General features: G+C 72.1%; 22 protein-coding genes. 11 read left to right on the forward strand and 11 right to left on the reverse strand.

Translation table 11 applies throughout. The annotated features are described in order from the left end of the window. The first annotated feature begins 193 nt into the window (after positions 1 to 193). Entirely contained in the window at positions 194 to 1,117 is a 924-nt protein-coding gene (locus ACN6LD_RS26230) for an endonuclease/exonuclease/phosphatase family protein (protein WP_445044447.1), read from the forward strand. A 61-nt stretch (positions 1,118 to 1,178) separates the two neighbouring features. Here ACN6LD_RS26230 and ACN6LD_RS26235 read toward each other — a convergent pair whose 3' ends face one another. From ACN6LD_RS26235 to ACN6LD_RS26250, 4 genes are all read right to left on the reverse strand, one after another. Continuing rightward, entirely contained in the window at positions 1,179 to 2,141 is a 963-nt protein-coding gene (locus ACN6LD_RS26235) for an electron transfer flavoprotein subunit alpha/FixB family protein (protein ID WP_319190337.1), read from the reverse strand. A gap of 51 nt (positions 2,142 to 2,192) precedes the next feature. Next, positions 2,193 to 2,981, reverse strand: a complete 789-nt coding sequence (locus ACN6LD_RS26240; protein WP_319190339.1) for an electron transfer flavoprotein subunit beta/FixA family protein — start codon at positions 2,979 to 2,981, stop codon at positions 2,193 to 2,195. A 218-nt stretch (positions 2,982 to 3,199) separates the two neighbouring features. After that, positions 3,200 to 3,709, reverse strand: coding sequence for a flavin reductase family protein (locus ACN6LD_RS26245; RefSeq protein ID WP_107447523.1), 510 nt, complete (start codon positions 3,707 to 3,709; stop codon positions 3,200 to 3,202). A gap of 205 nt (positions 3,710 to 3,914) precedes the next feature. After that, positions 3,915 to 4,328: a TlpA family protein disulfide reductase gene (locus ACN6LD_RS26250; RefSeq protein WP_445044448.1), complete on the reverse strand. Its 414-nt coding sequence runs from the start codon at positions 4,326 to 4,328 to the stop codon at positions 3,915 to 3,917. 75 nt (positions 4,329 to 4,403) lie between these two features. Between ACN6LD_RS26250 and ACN6LD_RS26255 the strand changes: the two genes are divergently transcribed. Together ACN6LD_RS26255 and ACN6LD_RS26260 are read left to right on the forward strand one after the other, a co-directional pair. Beyond that, positions 4,404 to 4,820, forward strand: coding sequence for a DUF4395 domain-containing protein (locus ACN6LD_RS26255; protein WP_445044449.1), 417 nt, complete (start codon positions 4,404 to 4,406; stop codon positions 4,818 to 4,820). A gap of 187 nt (positions 4,821 to 5,007) precedes the next feature. Continuing rightward, positions 5,008 to 5,736, forward strand: a complete 729-nt coding sequence (locus tag ACN6LD_RS26260) for a lysophospholipid acyltransferase family protein (RefSeq protein ID WP_319190346.1) — start codon at positions 5,008 to 5,010, stop codon at positions 5,734 to 5,736. 98 nt (positions 5,737 to 5,834) lie between these two features. Here ACN6LD_RS26260 and ACN6LD_RS26265 read toward each other — a convergent pair whose 3' ends face one another. From ACN6LD_RS26265 to ACN6LD_RS26280, 4 genes are all read right to left on the reverse strand, one after another. Beyond that, positions 5,835 to 6,428, reverse strand: coding sequence for a transglutaminase domain-containing protein (locus tag ACN6LD_RS26265; protein ID WP_319190348.1), 594 nt, complete (start codon positions 6,426 to 6,428; stop codon positions 5,835 to 5,837). 117 nt (positions 6,429 to 6,545) lie between these two features. Beyond that, the gene (locus tag ACN6LD_RS26270; protein WP_319190360.1) at positions 6,546 to 7,616 is read right to left on the reverse strand and encodes a threonine aldolase family protein; all 1,071 of its coding nucleotides are present in this window, start codon (positions 7,614 to 7,616) and stop codon (positions 6,546 to 6,548) included. Then, positions 7,613 to 8,359 (reverse strand): SDR family oxidoreductase, encoded by a 747-nt coding sequence (locus ACN6LD_RS26275; protein ID WP_057582555.1) that lies wholly within the window; start codon positions 8,357 to 8,359, stop codon positions 7,613 to 7,615. Before ACN6LD_RS26275 ends, ACN6LD_RS26270 begins: the two co-directional genes overlap by 4 nt. A 71-nt stretch (positions 8,360 to 8,430) precedes the next feature. Further along, positions 8,431 to 9,828, reverse strand: coding sequence for a DUF6421 family protein (locus ACN6LD_RS26280; protein ID WP_445044450.1), 1,398 nt, complete (start codon positions 9,826 to 9,828; stop codon positions 8,431 to 8,433). Positions 9,829 to 10,089: 261 nt separating this feature from the next. Here ACN6LD_RS26280 and ACN6LD_RS26285 point away from each other — a divergent pair, with 261 nt between their 5' ends. Next, entirely contained in the window at positions 10,090 to 10,773 is a 684-nt protein-coding gene (locus ACN6LD_RS26285) for a glycerophosphodiester phosphodiesterase (protein ID WP_445044451.1), read from the forward strand. Positions 10,774 to 10,825: 52 nt separating this feature from the next. Here ACN6LD_RS26285 and ACN6LD_RS26290 read toward each other — a convergent pair whose 3' ends face one another. Next, positions 10,826 to 11,377: a GNAT family N-acetyltransferase gene (locus tag ACN6LD_RS26290; RefSeq protein WP_319190354.1), complete on the reverse strand. Its 552-nt coding sequence runs from the start codon at positions 11,375 to 11,377 to the stop codon at positions 10,826 to 10,828. A 74-nt stretch (positions 11,378 to 11,451) separates the two neighbouring features. Between ACN6LD_RS26290 and ACN6LD_RS26295 the strand changes: the two genes are divergently transcribed. Together ACN6LD_RS26295 and ACN6LD_RS26300 are read left to right on the forward strand one after the other, a co-directional pair. Continuing rightward, a complete protein-coding gene (locus ACN6LD_RS26295) occupies positions 11,452 to 11,862 on the forward strand; it encodes a VOC family protein (protein WP_319190356.1) in 411 nt (136 codons plus the stop codon). Between the two features lie 250 nt (positions 11,863 to 12,112). Continuing rightward, a complete protein-coding gene (locus ACN6LD_RS26300; RefSeq protein WP_445044452.1) occupies positions 12,113 to 12,877 on the forward strand; it encodes a VOC family protein in 765 nt (254 codons plus the stop codon). 321 nt (positions 12,878 to 13,198) lie between these two features. On the opposite strand, the gene ACN6LD_RS26305 is transcribed toward ACN6LD_RS26300, so the two are convergent. Both ACN6LD_RS26305 and ACN6LD_RS26310 read right to left on the reverse strand, forming a co-directional pair. After that, on the reverse strand, positions 13,199 to 13,690 hold the full coding sequence (locus ACN6LD_RS26305) for a MarR family winged helix-turn-helix transcriptional regulator (RefSeq protein WP_319193049.1): 492 nt from the start codon (positions 13,688 to 13,690) through the stop codon (positions 13,199 to 13,201). A 359-nt stretch (positions 13,691 to 14,049) separates the two neighbouring features. After that, a complete protein-coding gene (locus ACN6LD_RS26310; RefSeq protein ID WP_445044453.1) occupies positions 14,050 to 15,672 on the reverse strand; it encodes an FUSC family protein in 1,623 nt (540 codons plus the stop codon). A gap of 418 nt (positions 15,673 to 16,090) precedes the next feature. Here ACN6LD_RS26310 and ACN6LD_RS26315 point away from each other — a divergent pair, with 418 nt between their 5' ends. The 5 genes from ACN6LD_RS26315 to ACN6LD_RS26335 all read left to right on the forward strand — a co-directional run bounded on the left by ACN6LD_RS26315 (position 16,091) and on the right by ACN6LD_RS26335 (position 19,933). Beyond that, positions 16,091 to 16,645: a DUF5134 domain-containing protein gene (locus ACN6LD_RS26315; RefSeq protein ID WP_445044454.1), complete on the forward strand. Its 555-nt coding sequence runs from the start codon at positions 16,091 to 16,093 to the stop codon at positions 16,643 to 16,645. 87 nt (positions 16,646 to 16,732) lie between these two features. Further along, positions 16,733 to 17,668 carry a M56 family metallopeptidase gene (locus ACN6LD_RS26320; RefSeq protein ID WP_445044455.1) on the forward strand — a complete coding sequence of 312 codons (936 nt, stop codon included), beginning with the start codon at positions 16,733 to 16,735 and terminating at the stop codon, positions 17,666 to 17,668. Between the two features lie 342 nt (positions 17,669 to 18,010). Beyond that, positions 18,011 to 18,682, forward strand: coding sequence for a phosphatase PAP2 family protein (locus ACN6LD_RS26325; RefSeq protein ID WP_319193057.1), 672 nt, complete (start codon positions 18,011 to 18,013; stop codon positions 18,680 to 18,682). Further along, positions 18,670 to 19,206, forward strand: coding sequence for a hypothetical protein (locus tag ACN6LD_RS26330; protein ID WP_445044456.1), 537 nt, complete (start codon positions 18,670 to 18,672; stop codon positions 19,204 to 19,206). The genes ACN6LD_RS26325 and ACN6LD_RS26330 overlap by 13 nt, the downstream gene beginning before the upstream one ends. 37 nt (positions 19,207 to 19,243) lie before the next feature. Beyond that, complete coding sequence (locus ACN6LD_RS26335) at positions 19,244 to 19,933, forward strand: HAD family hydrolase (protein ID WP_445044457.1); 690 nt, start codon at positions 19,244 to 19,246, stop codon at positions 19,931 to 19,933. Positions 19,934 to 20,092: the final 159 nt, after the last annotated feature.

A 20,092-nucleotide genomic window follows, 5' to 3' on the forward strand; every position in this document is an offset into this window, starting at 1 on the left:
AACCTCCGGTTTTCCGCTGTACGGAATCAACAATCCGTAGAATGAAGCTATCGGGGCGTCTTCCGGCGGGTCAACACCCTGTCCACGGCGTGGTCGCGCCCACCTCTCGCCGTACCCACGCCCTCTTCCGTACAACAGTTCACCCCTTCATCCTGTCTCACAGGGCGCGCGGGAACGGAGACGAGGGGGACGCATGGCGAGGAGCGGCAGGCCCACCCGGCGGACGGGACTGAGGACCATGGCGGCGGCCCTGGCCGCCGTCCCCCTGATCGGCACGGCGGGGGCGTCCGCCGCCCGGCAGGAGAGCCGGTCGCGCGAGCTGCTGCGGCCCGTGCCCTTCCCGCCCCTCGAGGTGATGACGTTCAACCTCCGCTTCGCCTCCGCCGAGAAGCCGCACAGCTGGGCGGTCCGCCGCCCCGTGATGCGGGCGTTGCTGCACCGGGCGGCCCCGCACGTCATCGGCACCCAGGAGGGCCGCCCGGAGCAGCTGCGGGACATCGAGGCCGACCTCGGACCGCACTACGCCTGGATCGGGACCAGCAGGGGCGTGGGCGCCGACGAGGCGGTGGCCGTCTTCTACGACAGGCGCCGGCTCGCCCCTGCCGAGTACGAGCACTTCTGGCTCTCCGACACTCCGCGGGAGCGCGGCTCCAACACCTGGGGCGGCGGCCATCCCCGCATGGTCACCTGGGTCCGCTTCCGCGATCTGCTGGCCTCGGGACGGCAGTTCTGCGTGCTCAACACCCATCTCGACAACGCGAGCCAGTACGCGCGCGAACGTTCCGCCGCGCTCATCGCCGCGCGGATCTCCCGGTTCGACCCCTCGCTGCCGTTGCTGCTGACCGGCGACTTCAACACCGTCGCGCACGAGAACCCGGTGTACGACAGGCTGCTCGCCGCCGGGCTGGTGGACACCTGGGACACGGCCCGCACGCGGGGCGACGCGTACGCCACGTACCACGGGTACAAGGCGCTGACCCCGAACGGCAGCCGGATCGACTGGATCCTCGCGACGCCCGGCGTCCGGGTCCAGCGGGAGTGGACCGACACCTTCAGCGAGAACGGGCAGTACCCGAGCGACCATCTGCCGGTGCAGGCCTCGCTGACTCTGGGATGAGCGAGGCCCCCGCGACCGGGAGGTCACGGGGGCCTGGTGCGGTTCTGCGACCGCGCGGCGATCAGCCCTTGCGGGTCTTGATCTCCTCGGTGAGCTGCGGGACGACGTCGAACAGGTCGCCGACGACGCCGTAGTCGACGAGGTCGAAGATCGGGGCCTCGGCGTCCTTGTTGACGGCGACGATGGTCTTCGAGGTCTGCATGCCGGCGCGGTGCTGGATCGCGCCGGAGATGCCGTTGGCGATGTAGAGCTGCGGCGAGACCGACTTGCCGGTCTGGCCGACCTGGTTGGTGTGCGGGTACCAGCCGGCGTCCACCGCGGCGCGGGAGGCGCCGACGGCCGCGCCGAGCGAGTCGGCGAGGGCTTCGATGAGTCCGAAGTTCTCCGCGCCGTTGACGCCGCGGCCGCCGGAGACGACGATCGCGGCCTCGGTCAGCTCCGGGCGGCCGGTCGACTCGCGCGGGGTGCGGCCGGTGACCTTGGTGCCGGTGGCCTGCGCCGAGAAGGTGACGGCGAGGGCCTCGACCGCGCCGGCGGCGGGAGCGGCCTCGACCGCGGCCGAGTTCGGCTTCACGGTGATGACCGGGGTGCCCTTGGAGACGCGGGACTTGGTCGAGAAGGACGCGGCGAACACCGACTGGGTGGCCACCGGGCCCTCGTCGCCGGCCTCGAGGTCGACGGCGTCGGTGATGATGCCGGAGCCGATGCGCAGCGCCAGACGGGCGGCGATCTCCTTGCCCTCGGCGGAGGACGGGACGAGGACGGCAGCCGGGGAGACGGCGGCGACGGCGGCCTGCAGCGCGTCCACCTTCGGCACCACGAGGTAGTCGGCGTACTCGGCGGCGTCGTGGGTGAGGACCCGGGCGGCGCCGTGCTCTGCCAGCGCGGCGGCGGTGTTCTCGGCACCGGCGCCCAGCGCGACGGCGACGGGCTCGCCGATGCGGCGGGCCAGCGTCAGCAGCTCCAGGGTGGGCTTGCGGACGGCGCCGTCCACGTGGTCGACGTAGACGAGGACTTCAGCCATGGGATTTGCTCTCCTGCGAAACGAAGTTGAGGGGCGGTCGGCAAGGGGCCTTTAGATGAACTTCTGGCCCGCGAGGAACTCGGCGAGCTGCTTGCCGCCCTCGCCCTCGTCCTTGACGATCGTGCCCGCGGTGCGGGCGGGGCGCTGGGTCGCGGACTCGACCGCGGTCCACGCGCCTTCGAGACCGACTTCCTCGGCCTCCAGGTCCAGGTCCGACAGGTCCCAGGACTGAACCGGCTTCTTCTTCGCCGCCATGATGCCCTTGAAGGACGGGTAACGCGCTTCACCCGACTGGTCGGTGACCGACACGACCGCCGGCAGGGACGCCTCGAGCTGCTCGGAGGCGGCGTCGCCGTCGCGGCGGCCCTTGACGGTGCCGTCCTCGACCGAGACCTCGGAGAGCAGGGTGACCTGCGGGACGCCCAGGCGCTCGGCCAGCAGGGCCGGGACGACGCCCATGGTGCCGTCGGTGGAGGCCAGACCGGAGATCACCAGGTCGTAGCCGGCCTTCTCGATCGCCTTGGCCAGCACCAGGGAGGTGCCGATGACGTCGGTGCCGTGCAGGTCGTCGTCCTCGACGTGGATCGCCTTGTCGGCGCCCATCGACAGCGCCTTGCGCAGCGCGTCCTTGGCGTCCTCCGGGCCCACCGTCAGGACCGTGATCTCCACGTCGTCGTCGGAGTTCTCGGAGATCTGCAGCGCCTGCTCGACCGCGTACTCGTCGAGCTCGGAGAGCAGACCGTCCACGTCGTCCCGGTCGACGGTCAGGTCATCGGCGAAGTGCCGGTCGCCAGTGGCGTCGGGCACGTACTTCACAGTGACAACGATCCTCAAGCTCACGCCGGCTCTCCTACTGCATCGTCAGTTACGGCTGCCTTCTTCCAGGCAGCATAGGCGTCACAAGCGGCCGATCCCGGTTGGGGCGGCCTGCGCTCCCGACCGAAATATTACTCGTCAGTACACCCAGTTCGTTCCCGCTAAGCAAGCGCTTTGAACTGTGACCTTCGCAACGCAGCGTAACCGGAACCCGACGAGCCCGCAGGGGACCACGGCCGTGATCAATCCCGCAGCGCCGTGAACCGCCCCTGGTGGTACAGCAGCGGACGGCCCGCCCCTTCCGGATCTCCCAGCACCACCTCGGCCAGCACGATCCGGTGGTCGCCGGCGGGCACACGCGTGACGACGCGGCACACCAGCCACGCGAGCACGCCGTCGAGGACGGGGACGCCCTCCGGCCCCTCGTGCCACGCGGTCGGCGGGCCGAAACGGTCCGCGCCGCTGCGGGCGAAGGTCGCGGCGAGCTCCTGCTGGTGCTCGCCGAGTATGTGGACGCCGACATGCCGCGCGCGGGAGACCGCCGGCCAGCTGGAGGCGCCCGTGCCGATGCCGAAGGAGAGCATCGGAGGCTCGGCGGAGACCGAGCTGAGGGAGGTCGCGGTGAAGCCCACCGGACCGTTCGGCGCGGCCGCGGTGATCACGGCGACTCCGGCCGCGTGCCGCCGGAAGACGGAGCGCAGGAGATCGGGCGAGGCGAGCTGGGGGGCGCCGAGGCCGGGCACGGCCGTCATGGAGTTGTCCTTCTGCGGGGAGGGATGTCGGGGTCCGTGGATGCTCAACGGGCCGGACACGCGCTCGCGGTACGGCCCAGGTCGACGTGGGCCCGTCCGTGGAGAAGGAGTTCCTCAGGCATGGGGCCAGGCTGACGAGGGGCGGCCGCCGCAGTCAAGTGCGTCCCGGCATCTGGGAGATGCCTCACCGTCCCCCATGAAACGGTCACACCGCTTCTCCCAGCGCCGCGACGACGTCGGCCTTGCGGGGCTGACCGACGGCGCGCCGGACGATCCGGCCGTCGGCGTCGAGCACCAGGACCGTCGGCGTCTTGAGGATGTCGAGCTCGCGCACGAGGTCGAGGTGCGCCTCGGCGTCGATCTCGACGTGGGCCACCCCCGGGACCACTGCCGCCACCTCGCCCAGGATCCGGCGGGTGGCCCGGCAGGGCGCGCAGAACGCGCTGGAGAACTGTACGAGCGTGGCGCGTTCGCCGAGCTCCGCGCCGAGGCGGTCCGCTCCGATCCGTCTGCCGTCGTCGCGCCCGCGCACCCGTACCCGCCCACTCCGCCGCCGATGCAGCACTCCGAAGGCGCTCGCCGCCGCGAGCACCGCCACACACACCACCAGTCCGGTCATCTGCCGCTCCAGCGTTCACGAGACTGCAAAGATTCCCGAGCCCAGGAATCGTTGCCGTTGCGGAATGCTTGATTCATGGACATCGACGCGAGGGGCCCGCGCTTCGGGGCCGCCGTGACGACCGTAGTGCTCGCGGTCGTTCTGATCACCGGGAACGCCTGGCTGCTGGCCTGGCAGACGCTTTCGTTCGCGCTCGGCGCTGCCGGCGGGCCGGGGCGTTCGCCCTACGGCTGGGTGTTCCGCACGGCGGTTCGTCCCCGGATCGGGCCGCCCACGGAGTTCGAGGCGCCGCAACCTCCGCGGTTCGCCCAGGCGGTGGGACTCGGGTTCGCCTGCGTCGGCCTGGTCGGATTCGCCCTGGGGCCGCACTGGCTCGGTCTCGCCGCGACCGGCGCGGCTCTGGCGGCCGCGTTCCTCAATGCCGCTTTCGGGTACTGCCTCGGATGCGAGATGTACCTGCTCGCACGGCGGGTCGCGGTGCGAGCGGAGTAAAGACGATCTAAAAGACCGAGGTGGATCAAAGGGGTTGACGTGACGAGGATCTCGCTGTTCCGGGGCACCAGGGCTGGCTCCCCGGCCGTTCTTGGGGCACGATCTGCGAGATGCCGCAAACCTACGGCAGCGTAACTTTGTCGTCGGAAGTCTCCTCGGCAGAGAGAAGGAAGGGTCCGCCTCACCCATGGCAGAGCTCGTCTACCGCCCCGTCGTCGGCCTCGCCCAGACGTTGTTCAAGGTCTGGGACCTCAAGATCGACTGCAAGGGGTCGGAGAACATCCCGCGCTCGGGTGGAGCCGTGCTGGTGAGCAATCACATCAGCTACCTCGACTTCATCTTCGACGGTCTGGCCGCCCTCCCGCAGAAACGCCTCGTTCGCTTCATGGCGAAGGAGTCCGTCTTCCGCCACAAGATCTCCGGCCCGCTGATGCGCGGCATGAAGCACATCCCGGTCGACCGCAACCAGGGCGAGACGGCGTACCAGCACGCGCTGGACTCACTGCGCTCCGGCGAGATCGTCGGCGTCTTCCCCGAGGCGACCATCTCCCAGTCCTTCACGCTGAAGAGCTTCAAGTCCGGCGCGGCCCGGATGGCCCAGGAAGCGGGCGTCCCGCTGATCCCGGTGGCCCTGTGGGGTACGCAGCGACTCTGGACCAAGGGCCACCCGCGCAACTTCAAGCGCAGCCACACGCCGGTCACCATCCGTGTCGGCGAGGCCCTCGAGGCCTCCCGCGACAAGTACGCGGGCGCCCTCACCCGTCAGCTGCGCGACCGCGTACAGGAGTTGCTGGAGGCCGCTCAGCGCGCCTATCCGGTGCGCCCCAAGGACGCGAACGACACCTGGTGGATGCCGGCCCACCTGGGCGGCACCGCGCCCACTCCGGAGCAGGTGCGGGCGGCCGAGGCGAGCTGAATCCCGCCCCTTCCAAAACGCCGAGGCCCTCTCCCCGGAGAGGGCCTCGGCGTTTTCCGGGGAGCGGACGAGGGCGCAATGGCCGGCGCCGGCAGGTCTCACAGCGCGGCGGGGAGGCTCTTCCACAGTGCCGGCCGGTCGGAAGCGGTGCGCAGCGCTTCGAGGACGCCCGGATGCGGAGAGGCGTAGAGGCCGGGATAGTCCCTCTCGCCCGCCGCGGCGTCGGCGCGGAAGGCCAGCCGTTCGCCGTCCAGGGAGAACCGCGCGTCCACGCCCGGCTTGTTGCCGCGCGCGTCCTGGCGGTGCCACGCCCCACGGAAGCGCACCGCGACGAGTCCGTGCAGGACGTGCCCGTCGCCCTCGTCGCGCGCGAACCGCTGATAGCACAACGCGGTCGGGATGTCCTCGGCCCGCAGCAGCGCGGCCAGCGCGTGGGCCTTGGCGAAGCAGATGCCCGTCCGCTGCTCGAGGACGTCCGAGGCGCGCCAGGTCACCCGCGGGTCCTCGGCGTCCTGCGAGTGGGGAACGGCGTCGCGCACGAACTCGAAGGCCAGCCGTGCATAGGCATACGAGTCCTCGGCGTCCCGCGCGAGGCGTGCGGCGGTGGCCCGCACCACCGGGTGGCCGTGGTCGATGACCTCGTCGGCAGCCAAATAGGCGGACAGGTCGGGATTCTCCTGGGTCAGCTCCATGGCGGGAGAGCATAGGAAAACGATCACCCGAACGTCAATGACTTTTCAGGTGATCGCATACCTATGCAGCAGTCGCTCATGCCCTGCCGCTCATGCCCTGCCGCTCGTCGGCAGGCCCTACCGGGCCATCTCCTCCTTCAGCGCGGCGACGAACGCGTCCACGTCCTCCTCGGTCGTGTCGAACGCGCACATCCACCGCACGTCGCCCGCCGCCTCGTCCCAGAAGTAGAACCGGAACTTCTTCTGGAGCCGCTCGCTCACGTCGTGCGGGAGCCGTGCGAAGACGCCGTTGGACTGCACCGGGTAGAGGATCTCCACGCCGTGCACGGCCCGCACGCCCTCCGCGAGGCGCTGCGCCATCTCGTTGGCGTGGCGTGCGTTGCGCAGCCACAGGTCCTTGGCGAGCAGGGCCTCCAGCTGCACCGACACGAAGCGCATCTTGGAGGCGAGCTGCATGGACAGCTTGCGCAGGTGCTTCATCCGGCGCACGGCGCCCTGGTCGATGACCACGACGGCCTCACCGAACAGCGCGCCGTTCTTGGTGCCGCCCAGGGACAGGATGTCGACGCCGACCGCGTTGGTGAACGTCCGCATCGGGACGTCCAGGGAGGCGGCCGCGTTGGCTATCCGGGAACCGTCGAGATGGACCTTCATCCCGTGCGCGTGGGCGTGGTCGCAGATCGCGCGGATCTCCTCGGGCGTGTACAGCGTGCCGAGCTCCGTGCTCTGGGTGATCGAGACGACCTGCGGCATCGCACGGTGCTCGTCGTCCCATCCCCAGGCCTGCCGGTCGATCAGCTCGGGCGTGAGCTTGCCGTCGGGCGTGGGGACGGTGAGCAGCTTGAGACCGCCCATGCGCTCGGGTGCGCCGCCCTCGTCCACGTTGATGTGGGCGCTCTCGGCGCAGATCACCGCGCCCCAGCGGTCGGTGACCGCCTGGAGCGCCACGACGTTGGCCCCGGTTCCGTTGAAGACCGGGAAGGCCTCCGCCGTGGCCCCGAAGTGGCTGCGGACGATCTGCTGGAGGTTGTCCGTGTAGTCGTCCTCGCCGTACGCCACCTGATGGCCGCCGTTGGCCAGGGCCAGCGCGGCCATCACCTCCGGGTGGGCCCCGGCGTAGTTGTCGCTGGCGAAACCACGGACCCCGGGGTCATGACGGCGACGGGCGTCGGTCTTCGCCGGGTTCACGGCTTCTCGGTGAGCCACAGACGCTGTCCGTTCACTTCCTGGGCGGACTTCTCCCAGACACCGGTGATGGCCTCGGCCAGGTCCTTGACGTCCGTGAAGCCCGCGAACTTCGCGTTGGGGCGGTCGGCGCGCATCGCGTCGTGCACCAGCGCCTTCACCACCAGGATCGCAGCCGCGGAGGTCGGGCCCTCGGCGCCCCCCGCCTTGCGGAAGGCGTCGGCGAGCGCGAGGGTCCAGGCCTCCGCTGCCGCCTTGGCGGCGGCGTACGCGGCGTTGCCCGCGGTGGGCTTCGTGGCCCCGGAGGCGCTGATCAGCACGTACCGGCCGAGCTCGCTGCGCTGGAGGGCCTCGAAGAAGGCCAGCGAGGTGTGCTGCACGGTCTTGACGAGCAGCAGTTCCAGGAAGTCCCAGTCGTCCAGGCTGGTCTTGATGAACGTCTCACTGCCCCGCCAGCCGCCGACGAGGTGGACCACGCCGTCGATCCGGCCGAAGTCCTTCTCGACGCGCTGCGCCCAGTCCCGGGTCGAGTCCAGGTCGAGCAGGTCGACCGGTTCGCCGGTGACGGCGGCGCCGCCGGCCCCGTAGCGGGCCGCGTCGACGGCCTCCGCCAGACGCTCGGGGTCGTTGTCCGCGCCGACGACGGTCGCGCCGGCCTCGGCGAGCCTGAGCAGCGCCGCCCGGCCGGCAGGTCCGCCCGCACCGGCCACCACGACCACCGCACCGCTGAGAGCCCCGTTCCCCATGGTCTTCGCCTCCTGAGCAGTGTCCTGCTCCGCAGTGTCCCGCGGAACAGTGTTCTCGGTTCGCAGGTCGCTCACGCGGCGATCCGCTCGGCGCCGTCCGCCGTGATGCCCTTGGTGGAGGCGATCACGTTCTTCAGCTTCTTGGACAGTGCCTCATAGAACATGCTCAGCGGAAACTCGTCGGGAAGCACGTCATCGACGAGCCTGCGCGGCGGCTGGGTCAGGTCGAGGGCGTCGGGACCCTTGGCCCACTTGGAGCCCGGGTGCGGGGCGAGATAGGTGGAGACCAGCTCGTAGCCGGCGAACCAGTGCACCAGTTTGGGGCGGTCGATGCCGTCGCGGTACAGCGTCTCGATGTCGGCGCACAGCTGGTTGGTGACCTGCGGGGCGCGCTCCCAGTCGATCTGCAGCCGGTTGTCGGTCCAGCGCAGGACGTCGTGCCTGTGCAGGTACGCGAAGAGCAGCTGGCCGCCGAGGCCGTCGTAGTTGCGCACGCGCTCGCCGGTGACCGGGAAGCGGAACATCCGGTCGAAGAGGACCGCGTACTGCACGTCACGGGCCTGCGGGACGCCGTCGGCCTGCAGCTTCACGGCCTCCTTGAAGGCGGTGAGGTCGCAGCGCAGCTCCTCGAGGCCGTACATCCAGAACGGCTGGCGCTGCTTGATCATGAACGGGTCGAAGGGCAGATCGCCGTGGCTGTGGGTCCGGTCGTGCACCATGTCCCACAGCACGAAGGCCTCTTCGCAGCGCTTCTGGTCGTGCACCATGTCGGCGACGTCCTCGGGCAGCTCCAGGCCCAGGATGTCGACGGCGGCGTCCGTCACACGGCGGAAGCGCGCGGCCTCGCGGTCACAGAAGATGCCACCCCAGGAGAAACGTTCCGGCGCTTCCCGGACCGCGATGGTCTCCGGGAAGAGGACGGCCGAGTTGGTGTCGTAGCCGGACGTGAAGTCCTCGAAGGTGATGCCGCAGAACAGCGGGTTGTCGTAGCGGGTGCGCTCGAGCTCCGCCAGCCACTGCGGCCAGACCATCCGGAGCACGACCGCCTCCAGGTTGCGGTCCGGATTGCCGTTCTGCGTGTACATCGCGAAGACGACCAGGTGCTGGAGTCCGTCCGCGCGGCTCGCTGCGGGCTGGAAGGCCAGCAGCGAGTCGAGGAAGTCCGGGACCTCGAAACCGCCGTCGGCCCACACCCGCAGATCCTTGACCAGCGCACGGTGGTAGTCGGCGTCGTGCGGGAGCAGCGGGGACAGCTCCTCGACGGCCTCGATCACCCGCTGCACGGCCTGGTCGGCCTCGTCGCGCGCCGGTGCGCCCTCGGCCGAGAAGTCGATCGACCCGTCCTTCGACTGCCAGGGCCGGACCTGCTCCACGGCATCCTTGAGCACGCGCCACGCCGGGTGCTCCACCACCCTGGGCGCCGGAGGAACCTGCTCCCCCGATGCTGCCTGCACAAGAATTTCCGTCATGTCCCATCCTTCGCTGAAGAACCTTGCGTCACCACACCGTAGACATATGGGGTTTCCTTCAGCAAGTGACCTCTCGGGAAATTATCCTGCGTTACCGCTCCTTCACCGCACTTTTTCCTGCCGGGCATCGGAGGAGTATCCGCTTCCGGTGGAGCAGGGCGGGTGGGGAACACGTCGGTGCGCACACACCCGTCCTCACCCCGCCCGGGGCCGCCACGCGGCCCGCCCCTCCAGCCCCCGTCGTCGGAAGCGAGTCGCGTCTTGAACTTCCTCACCATCGGTCACCGCGGCGTCATGGGCGTCGAGCCCGAGAACACCCTGCGCTCCTTCGTCGCCGCCGAGCAGGCCGGCCTCGACGCCATCGAACTCGACCTGCACCTGAGCAAGGACGGCGCCCTCGTGGTCATGCACGATCCCGAGGTGGACCGCACGACCGACGGCACCGGCCCCATCGCCGACCAGACGCTCGCGGAACTGCGCACACTCGACGCCGGCCGCGGGGAACGCGTCCCACGGTTCGAGGAGGTGCTGGAGGTCGTTCAGGCGCCGCTCCAGGCCGAGATCAAGGACGTGCAGGCGGCGCGGGCGCTGGCCGAGGTGATCCTAGAGCGGGACCTCGTGCGGCGGGTGGAGGTGTCCTCCTTCCACGACGAGGCCGTCGCGGAGGTCGCACGGCTGGTGCCCGGGGTGCGCACCGCGCTCATCGGCAGCCGCTACGGCCTCGACATCGTGGACCGGGCCGTCGCGATCGGCGCCGCGACGGTCTGCCTCAACCTGCGCCGGCTCACCCTGGAGATCGTCGAGGAGGCACGCAAGCGTGACCTGCGGATCATCGGCTGGGTGGTGAACACGCAGGAACAGCTGCGGCTGGTGCGCGCCCTGGAGCTGGACGGCGCGACCACGGACTACCCCGACATCAGGCGCACCGGCCGGTTCACCGCCTGAGCGGAACCCCGCGGGTGCTGGAGCCCCTGCCTCGGCCCGGCCTGCGGCGCGCTCAGGCCGACGGCTCGGCCAGCGGCTTGACCAGCAGCTCGAACTGCAGGTCGTCGCGGCGCGGAATGCCGAAACGCTCGTCGCCGTACGGGAACGGGGTCATGCGTCCCGTACGGCGGTAGCCGCGCCGCTCGTACCAGGCGATGAGGTCCTCGCGCACGGAGATCACCGTCATCTGCATCTCACCGACGCCCCAGTCCTCGCGGGCCTGCCGCTCGGCCTCCGCCATGACCGTCCTGCCGAGGCCGGCGCCCTGCGCCGTGGGGCTCACCGCGAACATGCCGAAGTAGGCGTGGTCACCGCGGTGGGCCAGCTGGCAGCAGGCGACCAGACGGCCGTCCTGCTCCACGGTGAGCAGCCGGCTGTCGGTCGCCTTGATGACCGCGCGCACGCCTTCGGGATCGGTGCGCTGCCCCTCGAGGATGTCCGCCTCCGTCGTCCACCCGGCCCGGCTGGAGTCTCCGCGGTAGGCGGACTCGATGAGCGCGACCAGCTCGTCCACGTCGGCGTCGGTGGCGGTGCGGAAGACGAGGTCGGTGGCTGCGGTGTCCATGCGGGCGGTCTCCGGTCTCTGACACGGGCTGGGGGTCGCCCGAGCGTAACCCCACCCGGCTAGGCTCCCGCCGCATGGTGCACGTACTGAGCAGCAGGACCCTGCTTCGACCGACCGATCCCGAGCGTTCCCGCGTCTTCTACGGGGAGCAGCTGGGTCTGGCCGTCTCCCGAGAGTTCGGCACGGGCCCTGACCGCGGAACTGTCTACTTCCTCGGCGGCGGCCATCTGGAGCTCTCGGGCCGCGCCGAGAACCCGCCGACGCCGGCCGAGCGAGCGGCCGCTCCGGTGCGTCTGTGGCTCCAGGTGGCGGACGCCGCTGCGGCACACGACGAGCTGCGGGCGAACGGCGTCGAGATCACGCGCCCGCCGGTGAAGGAGCCCTGGGGTCTGATCGAGATGTGGATCGCGGACCCGGACGGAATCCCGATCGTGCTCGTGGAGGTGCCGGCGGACCACCCGATGCGGTACCGGCCAGGCATCTGAGAGGCCCGCGGGGGTCCGGACCGCCTTCCTCGATCGCCGCGGGCCGCACCGCGCACGACGACGGACGTCCGGTCGGGCACGGGGGTCCGAGCGCTGCCGGGGGCGGACCACCCGGGCTGTCGGGGCAGTCAGCGCTGTCGGGGCTGTCATGGCTGGTCGACGGGGGCGGCGCAGGGCGAGCAGGTCAGCGGATGCCGTGCGGCCGGGCGGGGCATAGCGTGCTGAGGGGGTGACCTTTCGGAGGAACGTCATGAAGCTCGAGACGCCCGTGCCGGGCGGGCCCTGCTGGGCCGAGCTGGGGACGGGCGACCTGGAAGCGGCGAAGCGGTTCTACGCGGAGCTGTTCGGCTGGCGCGCGGAGACGGACCCGCGGCAGGAAGCCGGCGGCTATTCGGTCGCGCACCTCGGCGACGCGGCCGTCGCCGCGCTCACCCCCCGGCACCAGCGGGCGCAGCCATGCGCCTGGAGCGTGTCGTTCGCCGTGACCGACGCGGACGTCAGCGCCCGGCTGGCCATGGAGGCCGGCGGCACGGTGCTGGTCGGACCGATGGACGTCTTCGACGTGGGCCGGTTCGTGGTCGTCCTCGACCCCGCCGGGGCCGCGTTCCAGTTGTGGCAGGCGCGGTCCTTCGCCGGCGCCGGCCTGTTCAACGCGCCCGGCTCGCTCGGCTGGGTCGAGTTGCTGACCCGTGATCCCGACCGGGCGGAGACCTTCTACACCACGGTCTTCGGCTGGACCGTCCGCTCGTCGGAGAACTACCTGCAGTGGGGCGTCGGCGGCGCCGACTTCGGCGGCATGATCAGGATGGACGACAAGTTCCCGCCGGAGGCGCCCCCGCACTGGCTGCCGTACTTCGCAGTCGCCGACGTGGACGACACCACGTGGACCGCCGTCGTGGCGGGCGGCGGCGTGCTCATGGAGCCGTCCACGGTGCCGGACGGCCCGCGGATCGCCGTGCTGCGCGACCCCCAGGGCGCGGCGTTCGGGGTGTACGGCGGCGAACACGGCAGATGAACGGCCGAAAACGGCAGATGAAGGTCTGCGGGCCGCCGCCCGAGCCGAGCCGGGATGCCGTATCCCCGGGACCGGGCCCGTCCCCGGGGATACGGCACCCCGACAGTCCGTCGACCCCGCGAGCGCCGGGGCCCGGGGGCCCGGAAGCCGAGGACCGGGGGCCGGGGACCGGGGGCCGAGGACCGGGGGCCGGGGGCCGAGGACCGGGGGCCGAGAACCGAGAACCGAGGACCGAGGACCGAGGACCGGGGGCCGGGGACCGGGGGCCGAGGACCGAGGACCGTCACGGAGTCGCCGTCGGCGTGGCTTCCGCAGCCGCGGTCACACGCCCAGCGACCGCATCTGCCCCTCCAGGCGACTGAGCAACTCCCCCAGCAGATCGGCCAGTTCTCCCTGCCGCCCGTCGTCCATGGCGGACAGCGCGGCGCTCTCGTAGGCGAGCTGTTCGGGCATGACGCCGTCGACGAGGTCACGGCCGGCGTCGGTGAGCCGGAGGTGCGCGACACGGCGGTCGCGGGTGTCGCCCCGGCGCTCCACCAGGCCGCGCTCGGTGAGCTGCTTGAGGCGTTTGGTGACGGCCGCGCCGGAGGAGAAGGTCTCGCGGGCGAGTTCGCCGGGAGTCAGTTCGTGGCCCCTGCGGCGCAGTGCGCCGAGCAGGTCGAACTCGGGGCGGCTCAGTCCGGCCCGCCGCAGGGGCGCGTCCTCGGCCTGCTGGAGGAGGGCGGCGCAGCGGTTGACGCGGCCGATGATCTCCATGGGCCCGGTGTCCAGGTCCGGCCGGACGGTCTGCCACTGCCGCACGACGGCCGACACCGTGTCGTTCCTCGTCGTGCCCCGGTCCCCGCTTCCGGTTCCGTTCCCGTCTCCGGTTCCGACTCCGTTTCCGTTCCCGTTTCCGTTCCCGTTTCCGACCCCGTTCCCTTTCCCGGGCGGTGCGGCGCCGCCGTCGTCGTTCTCGCTCCCGGACGACCCGTCGTCTCCGTGCCCGTTGCGGGTTCCGGCATCGCCGCCCGGCCGACCCGGCCGGTCACCACCGGTCGCGCGGTCGCCGTCGCCGGGTCTCTCCCCGGGCGTGGTCGGGGCGTCGGCTGCGGGGGTCCCTCGCGGCGCTTCCCCGGTCGCGGGCCCTTCCGGTGTTGCGTCCCCGGCCGCTGCACGCCCCTGCTTCCCCGTCATCCCCGTACGTCCTCCGCTCTTGCCTTCGCGTCCCGGTCCGGGAGAAGTCCCCGGCGCCGTACCGTCGCCGCGAGCGTACGGTGTCCGGACTGCTCGGCCGTCACGACCCGCTCCTCGGGCAGCGCTCGCTGCCACCACTCGCCGTACGCGGCGTCCGCGGCGGCCCGCAGCTCGACCAGTGCGCCGGCGAGCGCGCGCCGCGCGGATTCCAGGGCGCCGGCGGCGGGCTGCCGGTCCGCCAGCAGGCGGGCGGTGTGCTCGCGGGCCCGTTCGACGGCGGTCAGGGCGTCCCCGAGACGGTCGCCTGCAGGGCGGTTGGTCACCGCGATCGCGGCGGCGAAGCCGACCACGGCGCCGACGACGGTGTCCGCCAGCCGTTCGGCGACCAGCCGGGCCGGGTCCTGGGCCTGGGCGAACTCGGTGATGAGCAGGGCCATCGGCGTCACGCAGACGCTGCCCAGCCAGTAGTTGCGGCTGATGAGCGCCTCGGCGCCGAAGTTGAGGGCGAGGCAGACCAGGACGAGGGCCGTCGGCGCGAGGTGGGCGAGCGGGACGAGTGCGGCGAAGGCGAGGACTCCGACGATGTTGCCCACGACGCGCTGAACTCCGCGGCTCCAGGTGAGGGTGACGTTCGCCTGGTAGAGGGACGCGGCGGTGACGAGCGCCCAGTAGGGGCGGCCCACGCCCAGGGCGAGGGAGGCGTATCCGGCGAGGCCGCAACCGATCGCCGTGCGCGTCGCGATCGGGGCGAGCGGGCCGAGACGGCGCCGCAACGGCGGTCGGGTGACGGCGAGTTCGACGTCGATGCCGAGGAGTTCGTCGTCGTCCACGAGATCGTCCGGGCACGGGACCGGACCGGTGCCGCGCAGCTCGCGGGCCCAGTGGCGCAGGCGCGTCGGGTCGGTGTCCGCGGGCGCGGCGAGGGCGATCTCGGCTCGGACGACCAGCCGTTCCAGGGCGCGGCGCGACACCCCGGGGCAGGCCGACAGGAGGGTCTGCCAGGCGGCGTTCACGGCGGCGGCCGCCGCGGCGCGGGTCCGGACGCGACCGGCGCCGTCGGCGGTGTCGGCGGTGTACGCGGCGTACGCGGCAGCTGTGCTCAGGGCATGGGCGGTGGCCCGGCGCTCAGGGCCGTGCGGACGCAGCAGCCCGGGCGCCATGCCGACCAGCCAGGCCCAGGCGCCGGCGGCCAGGGCCAGTCCCAGGTGGCCGGGCAGCTGCCCGGGTGTCTGCGGTGCGAACAGCGCGGCGGAGCTGATGAACGTGAGGACGACGTTGCCGGGCGGGCCGAGTCGGGTCGCGTCGCAGAGTGCCTTCTGCGCGGCCGCGAGCAGCGCGCCGACGGTCACCAGCACGACGGCGTCGTGGGTGAGCGCGGCCGTGAGCAGCGCGACGGCGAGACCGCCGGTCATGCCGAGCACCACCCCGGCCAGGACGCGGGCCCGAGCCGCGTAGGGGCGGTTGTGGGCGTACAGCGCGCACAGGGATCCCGCCATGGTGTACATGGCCAGATCCAGCCGCCCGAGCGCGAGCAGGGCGAGGTTGGGCGGGGCGACGGCGGCGATGACGCTGAGAGCGGGCTTGAACCAGATCTCGGAGGGTCTGCCGAGGCGCAGCACACCGGTCAGCGGGAGCCCGCGTCCCGGCCGGGCGCGGGGGCGCCGCCCGGCCGGTCGTCCAGGGCGGAAGCGCGACCGGGGTCCGGATCGGGACTCGGACCGGCGCATGGGCCGGGAATCGGACTCGCATCGGTGCATGGGCCGGGACTCGGACCCGGACTCGGAACCGGACCCGGACCCGGACTCGGAACCGGACTCGGACTCGGAACCGGAACCGGACTCGAACTCGGACTCGGACTCGGGCCGGGGCTGCTCAGGAGTCGCGCTGCTCATTCCATGAATTTAGCATGTGTTTTACTCGTAAACGATTTATCGCGCTCCGCCCGACGCTCCCCGTGTACCTCCTTGCGCCCGCGTGCGCGCTGCGTTGCCTGGGCATCGCATCCGGTGACTGGCGACGTCGAGCGGGGAGGTGCGCATGCACGGTCCGGCTTCGCCCGGCTGGCTGCTGGTGGCGCTGTGTGCGGCGACCGGCGCCTACTGCCTGCTGCGGATGCGCAGCAGCGTCGAGGAACAGCGCCGGGCCGCGGGCGGCGAGGCGCTGATGGGCTTCGGAATGGCCGCGATGGCCGTGCCCTCTGCCGTGTTCACCCCGCCGGCCTGGGCCTGGCCCGCGTACGCCGTGGTCTTCGGCACGGCAGCCGTGCGGGCGCTGTGGGCGGCCAGGGCGAGCGCCTGCCATCTGCATCACCTGGTCGGCACCGCGGCCATGGTCTACATGGCCGCCGCGATGGCCGTCTCACCCGCCCCGGCACACGTGCACGAGCACGAGCACGGCGTCGCAGGCGTGCCGCTGCTGACGGGGGTGCTGCTGCTGTACTTCGCCGGCTACGTCCTCGTGTCGGGGGTACGGCTGCTGCCCGTGGCCGGGGCGGGCACGTCCGCCGTCCCCTGGAGCGACCGGCCCGAAGTCGTCCGGGCGTGCCGGCTGTCCATGGGGATCGGCATGGTAGCCATGCTGCTGGCGATGTGATCCGCGCGACGGCGGAGGGAGATGGCCTGCGTCACTTCGTCGCGAGTAGCCGCACTCCGGGTCGCGTGCGCTCATAGGGTGCTGTTCATGACGGTCACCGCGATCCTGCTGCTGCTGGGCGTGCTGACCGCCGTGCTCGCCCCCCGGCTGATCGCCCGGGCCGACTGGCCCGACCGTGAACCGGTGGTCGCCCTGTGGGCGTGGCAGTGCGTGGTGGCCGCGATCCTGCTGTGCTGTGCGCTGTCCATGACGCTGAGTGCGGCGTCCGCGTGGCAGGCGGTGCGCGGACAGGTCTTCGCGCCGGCTCCGCAGGCGGTCGTGGAAGCGTACGCGCCGGGTGGGTCCGGGTCTTGGGCTGCGGCGACCGCGGTGGCGCTGGCCTGCGGCGGGGCGTGGAGCGCGACGATGCTGGTGCGGGTGATCCTGCGCAGCCGGGCCGGACACCGGTCCCGACGGGCCGAACTGCGGCTGCGGGCACCGCTGTTGCCGGGTGAGGCCGTCTCGTCCGGCGTGCTGCTCGTCCTGGAGGGCGAGCGCCCTGACGCGTGGTGGCTGTCGGGTGCGCGGCCCCGACTGGTCGTCACCACGGCCGCGTTGCGGCGCCTGAAGGGTCGTCAACTCGATGCCGTTCTCGCGCACGAGCAGGGACACGCCCAGGCACGGCACGACTGGCTGCTGCACTGCTCCACGGCACTGGCCACCGGCTTTCCCCGGGTGGCGGTCTTCGCCGCGTTCCGCGCCGAGATGCACCGGTTGGTCGAGCTCGCCGCCGACGACACGGCGTCGCGCCGCTTCGGCCGGCGGACGACCGCGCTGGCTCTGGTCGAACTCAACGAGGACCGGGGAGTGTTCGGACCCGCCCCCGCTCAGCAGGCTCATGTCCCGGGGCGGGTGAGCCGGTTGCTCGCACCGTCCGACCGGCTCCCCGCGACCCGCCGGCTCGGGTTGACGGCCGCGGCCGCGCTGCTGCCGGTGCTCCCGGTCCTGGTGACCCTCGCGCCGGGCCTGCGGGCGCTGGCCTGATCGCCCGCCGACGCGCGAGCGGCATCGGACGGGGTGCCGCCGGCGCATGGCCGCCGTCGGGCCGAGTGTCCGCCCGACCTGACGCACGAGCGGTATGGGACCGAACGCCCGCCCGGCCTGCCTCACGCAAGCGCGGCATGGAACCGAATGCCCGCCCGACCCGACCCGACGCACGAGCGGCTTCGGCCCCTTCCCCCGGGTCCGGCCGCGGCCGGGTCGTAGCTTCGCTCCCGGTCGGGGATCTCCTCTCCCGAGTCGGCCCCGTCCCGGATCAGGCTGCGAACCCCGTGTCGGCCGCCCCGCATGTGTTTTTCGGTCCCATGGGTCGGCGAGGATCTGTTTATGCACCATGCGCCCCTCGGCTCCCCGCCCCGTCCTGCGGCCCTGCACACGTTCCTCCGCGTCGCGGCGGCCCTGGGGCTGCTCTCCGTGCTGCTCCTCGTGCTGGTCGCGGTCGAGTGGCGTCCCCTGATCTCCGCTGACAGCGACGTCTCCCGCACCACGCACCGCTGGGCCGTGGCCGACCCCGACGTCACGCAGGCCTGCCGCATCCTCACCGACTGGGTCTGGGACCCGGTGACGATGAGGCTTCTGGGGGCCGCGGTCGCGGTGTGGCTGGTGTGGCGGCATGCGGACTGGTGGACTGCCGGATGGCTGGTCGCCACGGCCGCCCTGGGCACGCTGATCCAGCAAGGACTCAAGGCCGCGGTGGGCCGCTCCCGGCCGGTCTGGCCCGACCCCGTCGACTCCGCCCACTACGCGGCGTATCCCTCGGGGCACGCCCTGACCGCCACCGTCGTGCTCGGGCTGCTGCTGTGGCTGCTGTACCGGCAGGGCGTCGGCCGCGTGGTGTGGCGGGCGGCGCTGGCGGTGGCGGCGCTGTCCGTCGTGGGCGTGGGGCTCACCCGGATCTGGCTGGGCGTGCACTGGCCCTCGGACGTCCTGGGCGGCTGGCTGCTCGGGGCGATGCTGGTGGCCCTGGCGATCGCGGCGCAGCTGCGGTGGCGGCCGTGACGGCGCCGGGACGGCGGTACGCCTACGTGGGTCCGCCGGAACTGCGGCGGACGGTCGCGGACGGGTCCGGCGGCCGGGTGGTCCGCAGCGCCACGGACCTGGACGGCGCGACCGGACGGGACGGCGGCTCGGCCACGGAGGACGGCGGGGAGCCGTTCACCTATGTCGTCGGCCTCGACGGGCTGCTGCGGCTCGCGCCGCGCCGCAGTGAGCACGTGGCCTGCGCCGGCGGTCAGGACGTGCTCGGCGCGGGCGAGATCTCCTTCCGCCGCACCCCGGGCGGGCCGCAGGTGCACGAGGTCAGCAACCAGTCCACCGGTTACTGCCCCGACCCCGACTCCTGGCCGGCCGTGGCCGCCGCGCTGGACCGGGCCGGCATCGCCCGGCCCGACGGCTTCACGCACGCCCTGGTGTTCAGGCGCTGCGAGGGATGCGGGGAGCACAACGTGGTGCGTGAAGGAGTCTTCGTCTGCGTCTTCTGCGACGAGGATCTCCCGTCGGCCTGGAACATGGCCGCTTCCTGAGCAGCCGCCCCTCGCACGGGCTTCCTAGGATCTCCCCATGACCACCGTGCTGTTCGACTTCTCCGGGACCCTCTTCCGCGTCGAGTCCACCGAACGATGGCTCCGCGCGGTGCTCGACGCCGCGGGCATCGTGCTCGCCGAACCGGAACTCGCCGCGAAGGCCCGGGAGCTGGAGGCGGCGGGCGCCCTGCCGGGCGGAGCCGCCCCGGCCCGCCTGCCCGAGGAGATGGCCGCGGTGTGGCACGTCCGGGATGAGAGCGCCGAGCTGCACCGGGCCGCGTACACCGGGCTGTCCCGTCAGGTGACGCTGCCGGACCCGGCACTGCACGACGCCCTGTACGACCGGCACAGGACCCCGGCGGCCTGGTCGCCGTATCCCGACGCCCATGAAGTGTTGAACGGGTTGCGCGAGCGCGGGTCCCGGGTCGGCGTCGTCAGCAACATCGGCTGGGATCTGCGCCCGGTGTTCCGCGCGCACGGTCTCGACCCGTACGTCGACGCGTATGTGCTGTCGTACGAGCACGGTGTGCAGAAACCGGACCCGCGCCTGTTCACGGTCGCGTGCGAGGCGCTGGACGCCGATCCCCGCAGCACGCTGATGGTGGGCGACGACCGCCGGGCGGACGGCGGCGCCGCGGCGCTGGGCTGCGCGGTGCACTTCGTGGATCATCTGCCGGCGGCCGAGCGTCCGGACGGGCTGCGCCCGGTGCTGGACCTCCTGGGCTGACCGCCGTACGGCGGCGTCGGACCGGCAAGCCGTCGGCAGCTCGGCGGCATGGCCGGCACGGCGTCACGGCGGTGTACGGCCTGCCCGGTGATGCACGGCCTGCGGCAGCGGCCTCCAGGGCGCCATCACACGAAAAGCGCGCCTGCTCTGGACGATCCC

This window comes from Streptomyces sp. SAS_272 (assembly GCF_052543235.1).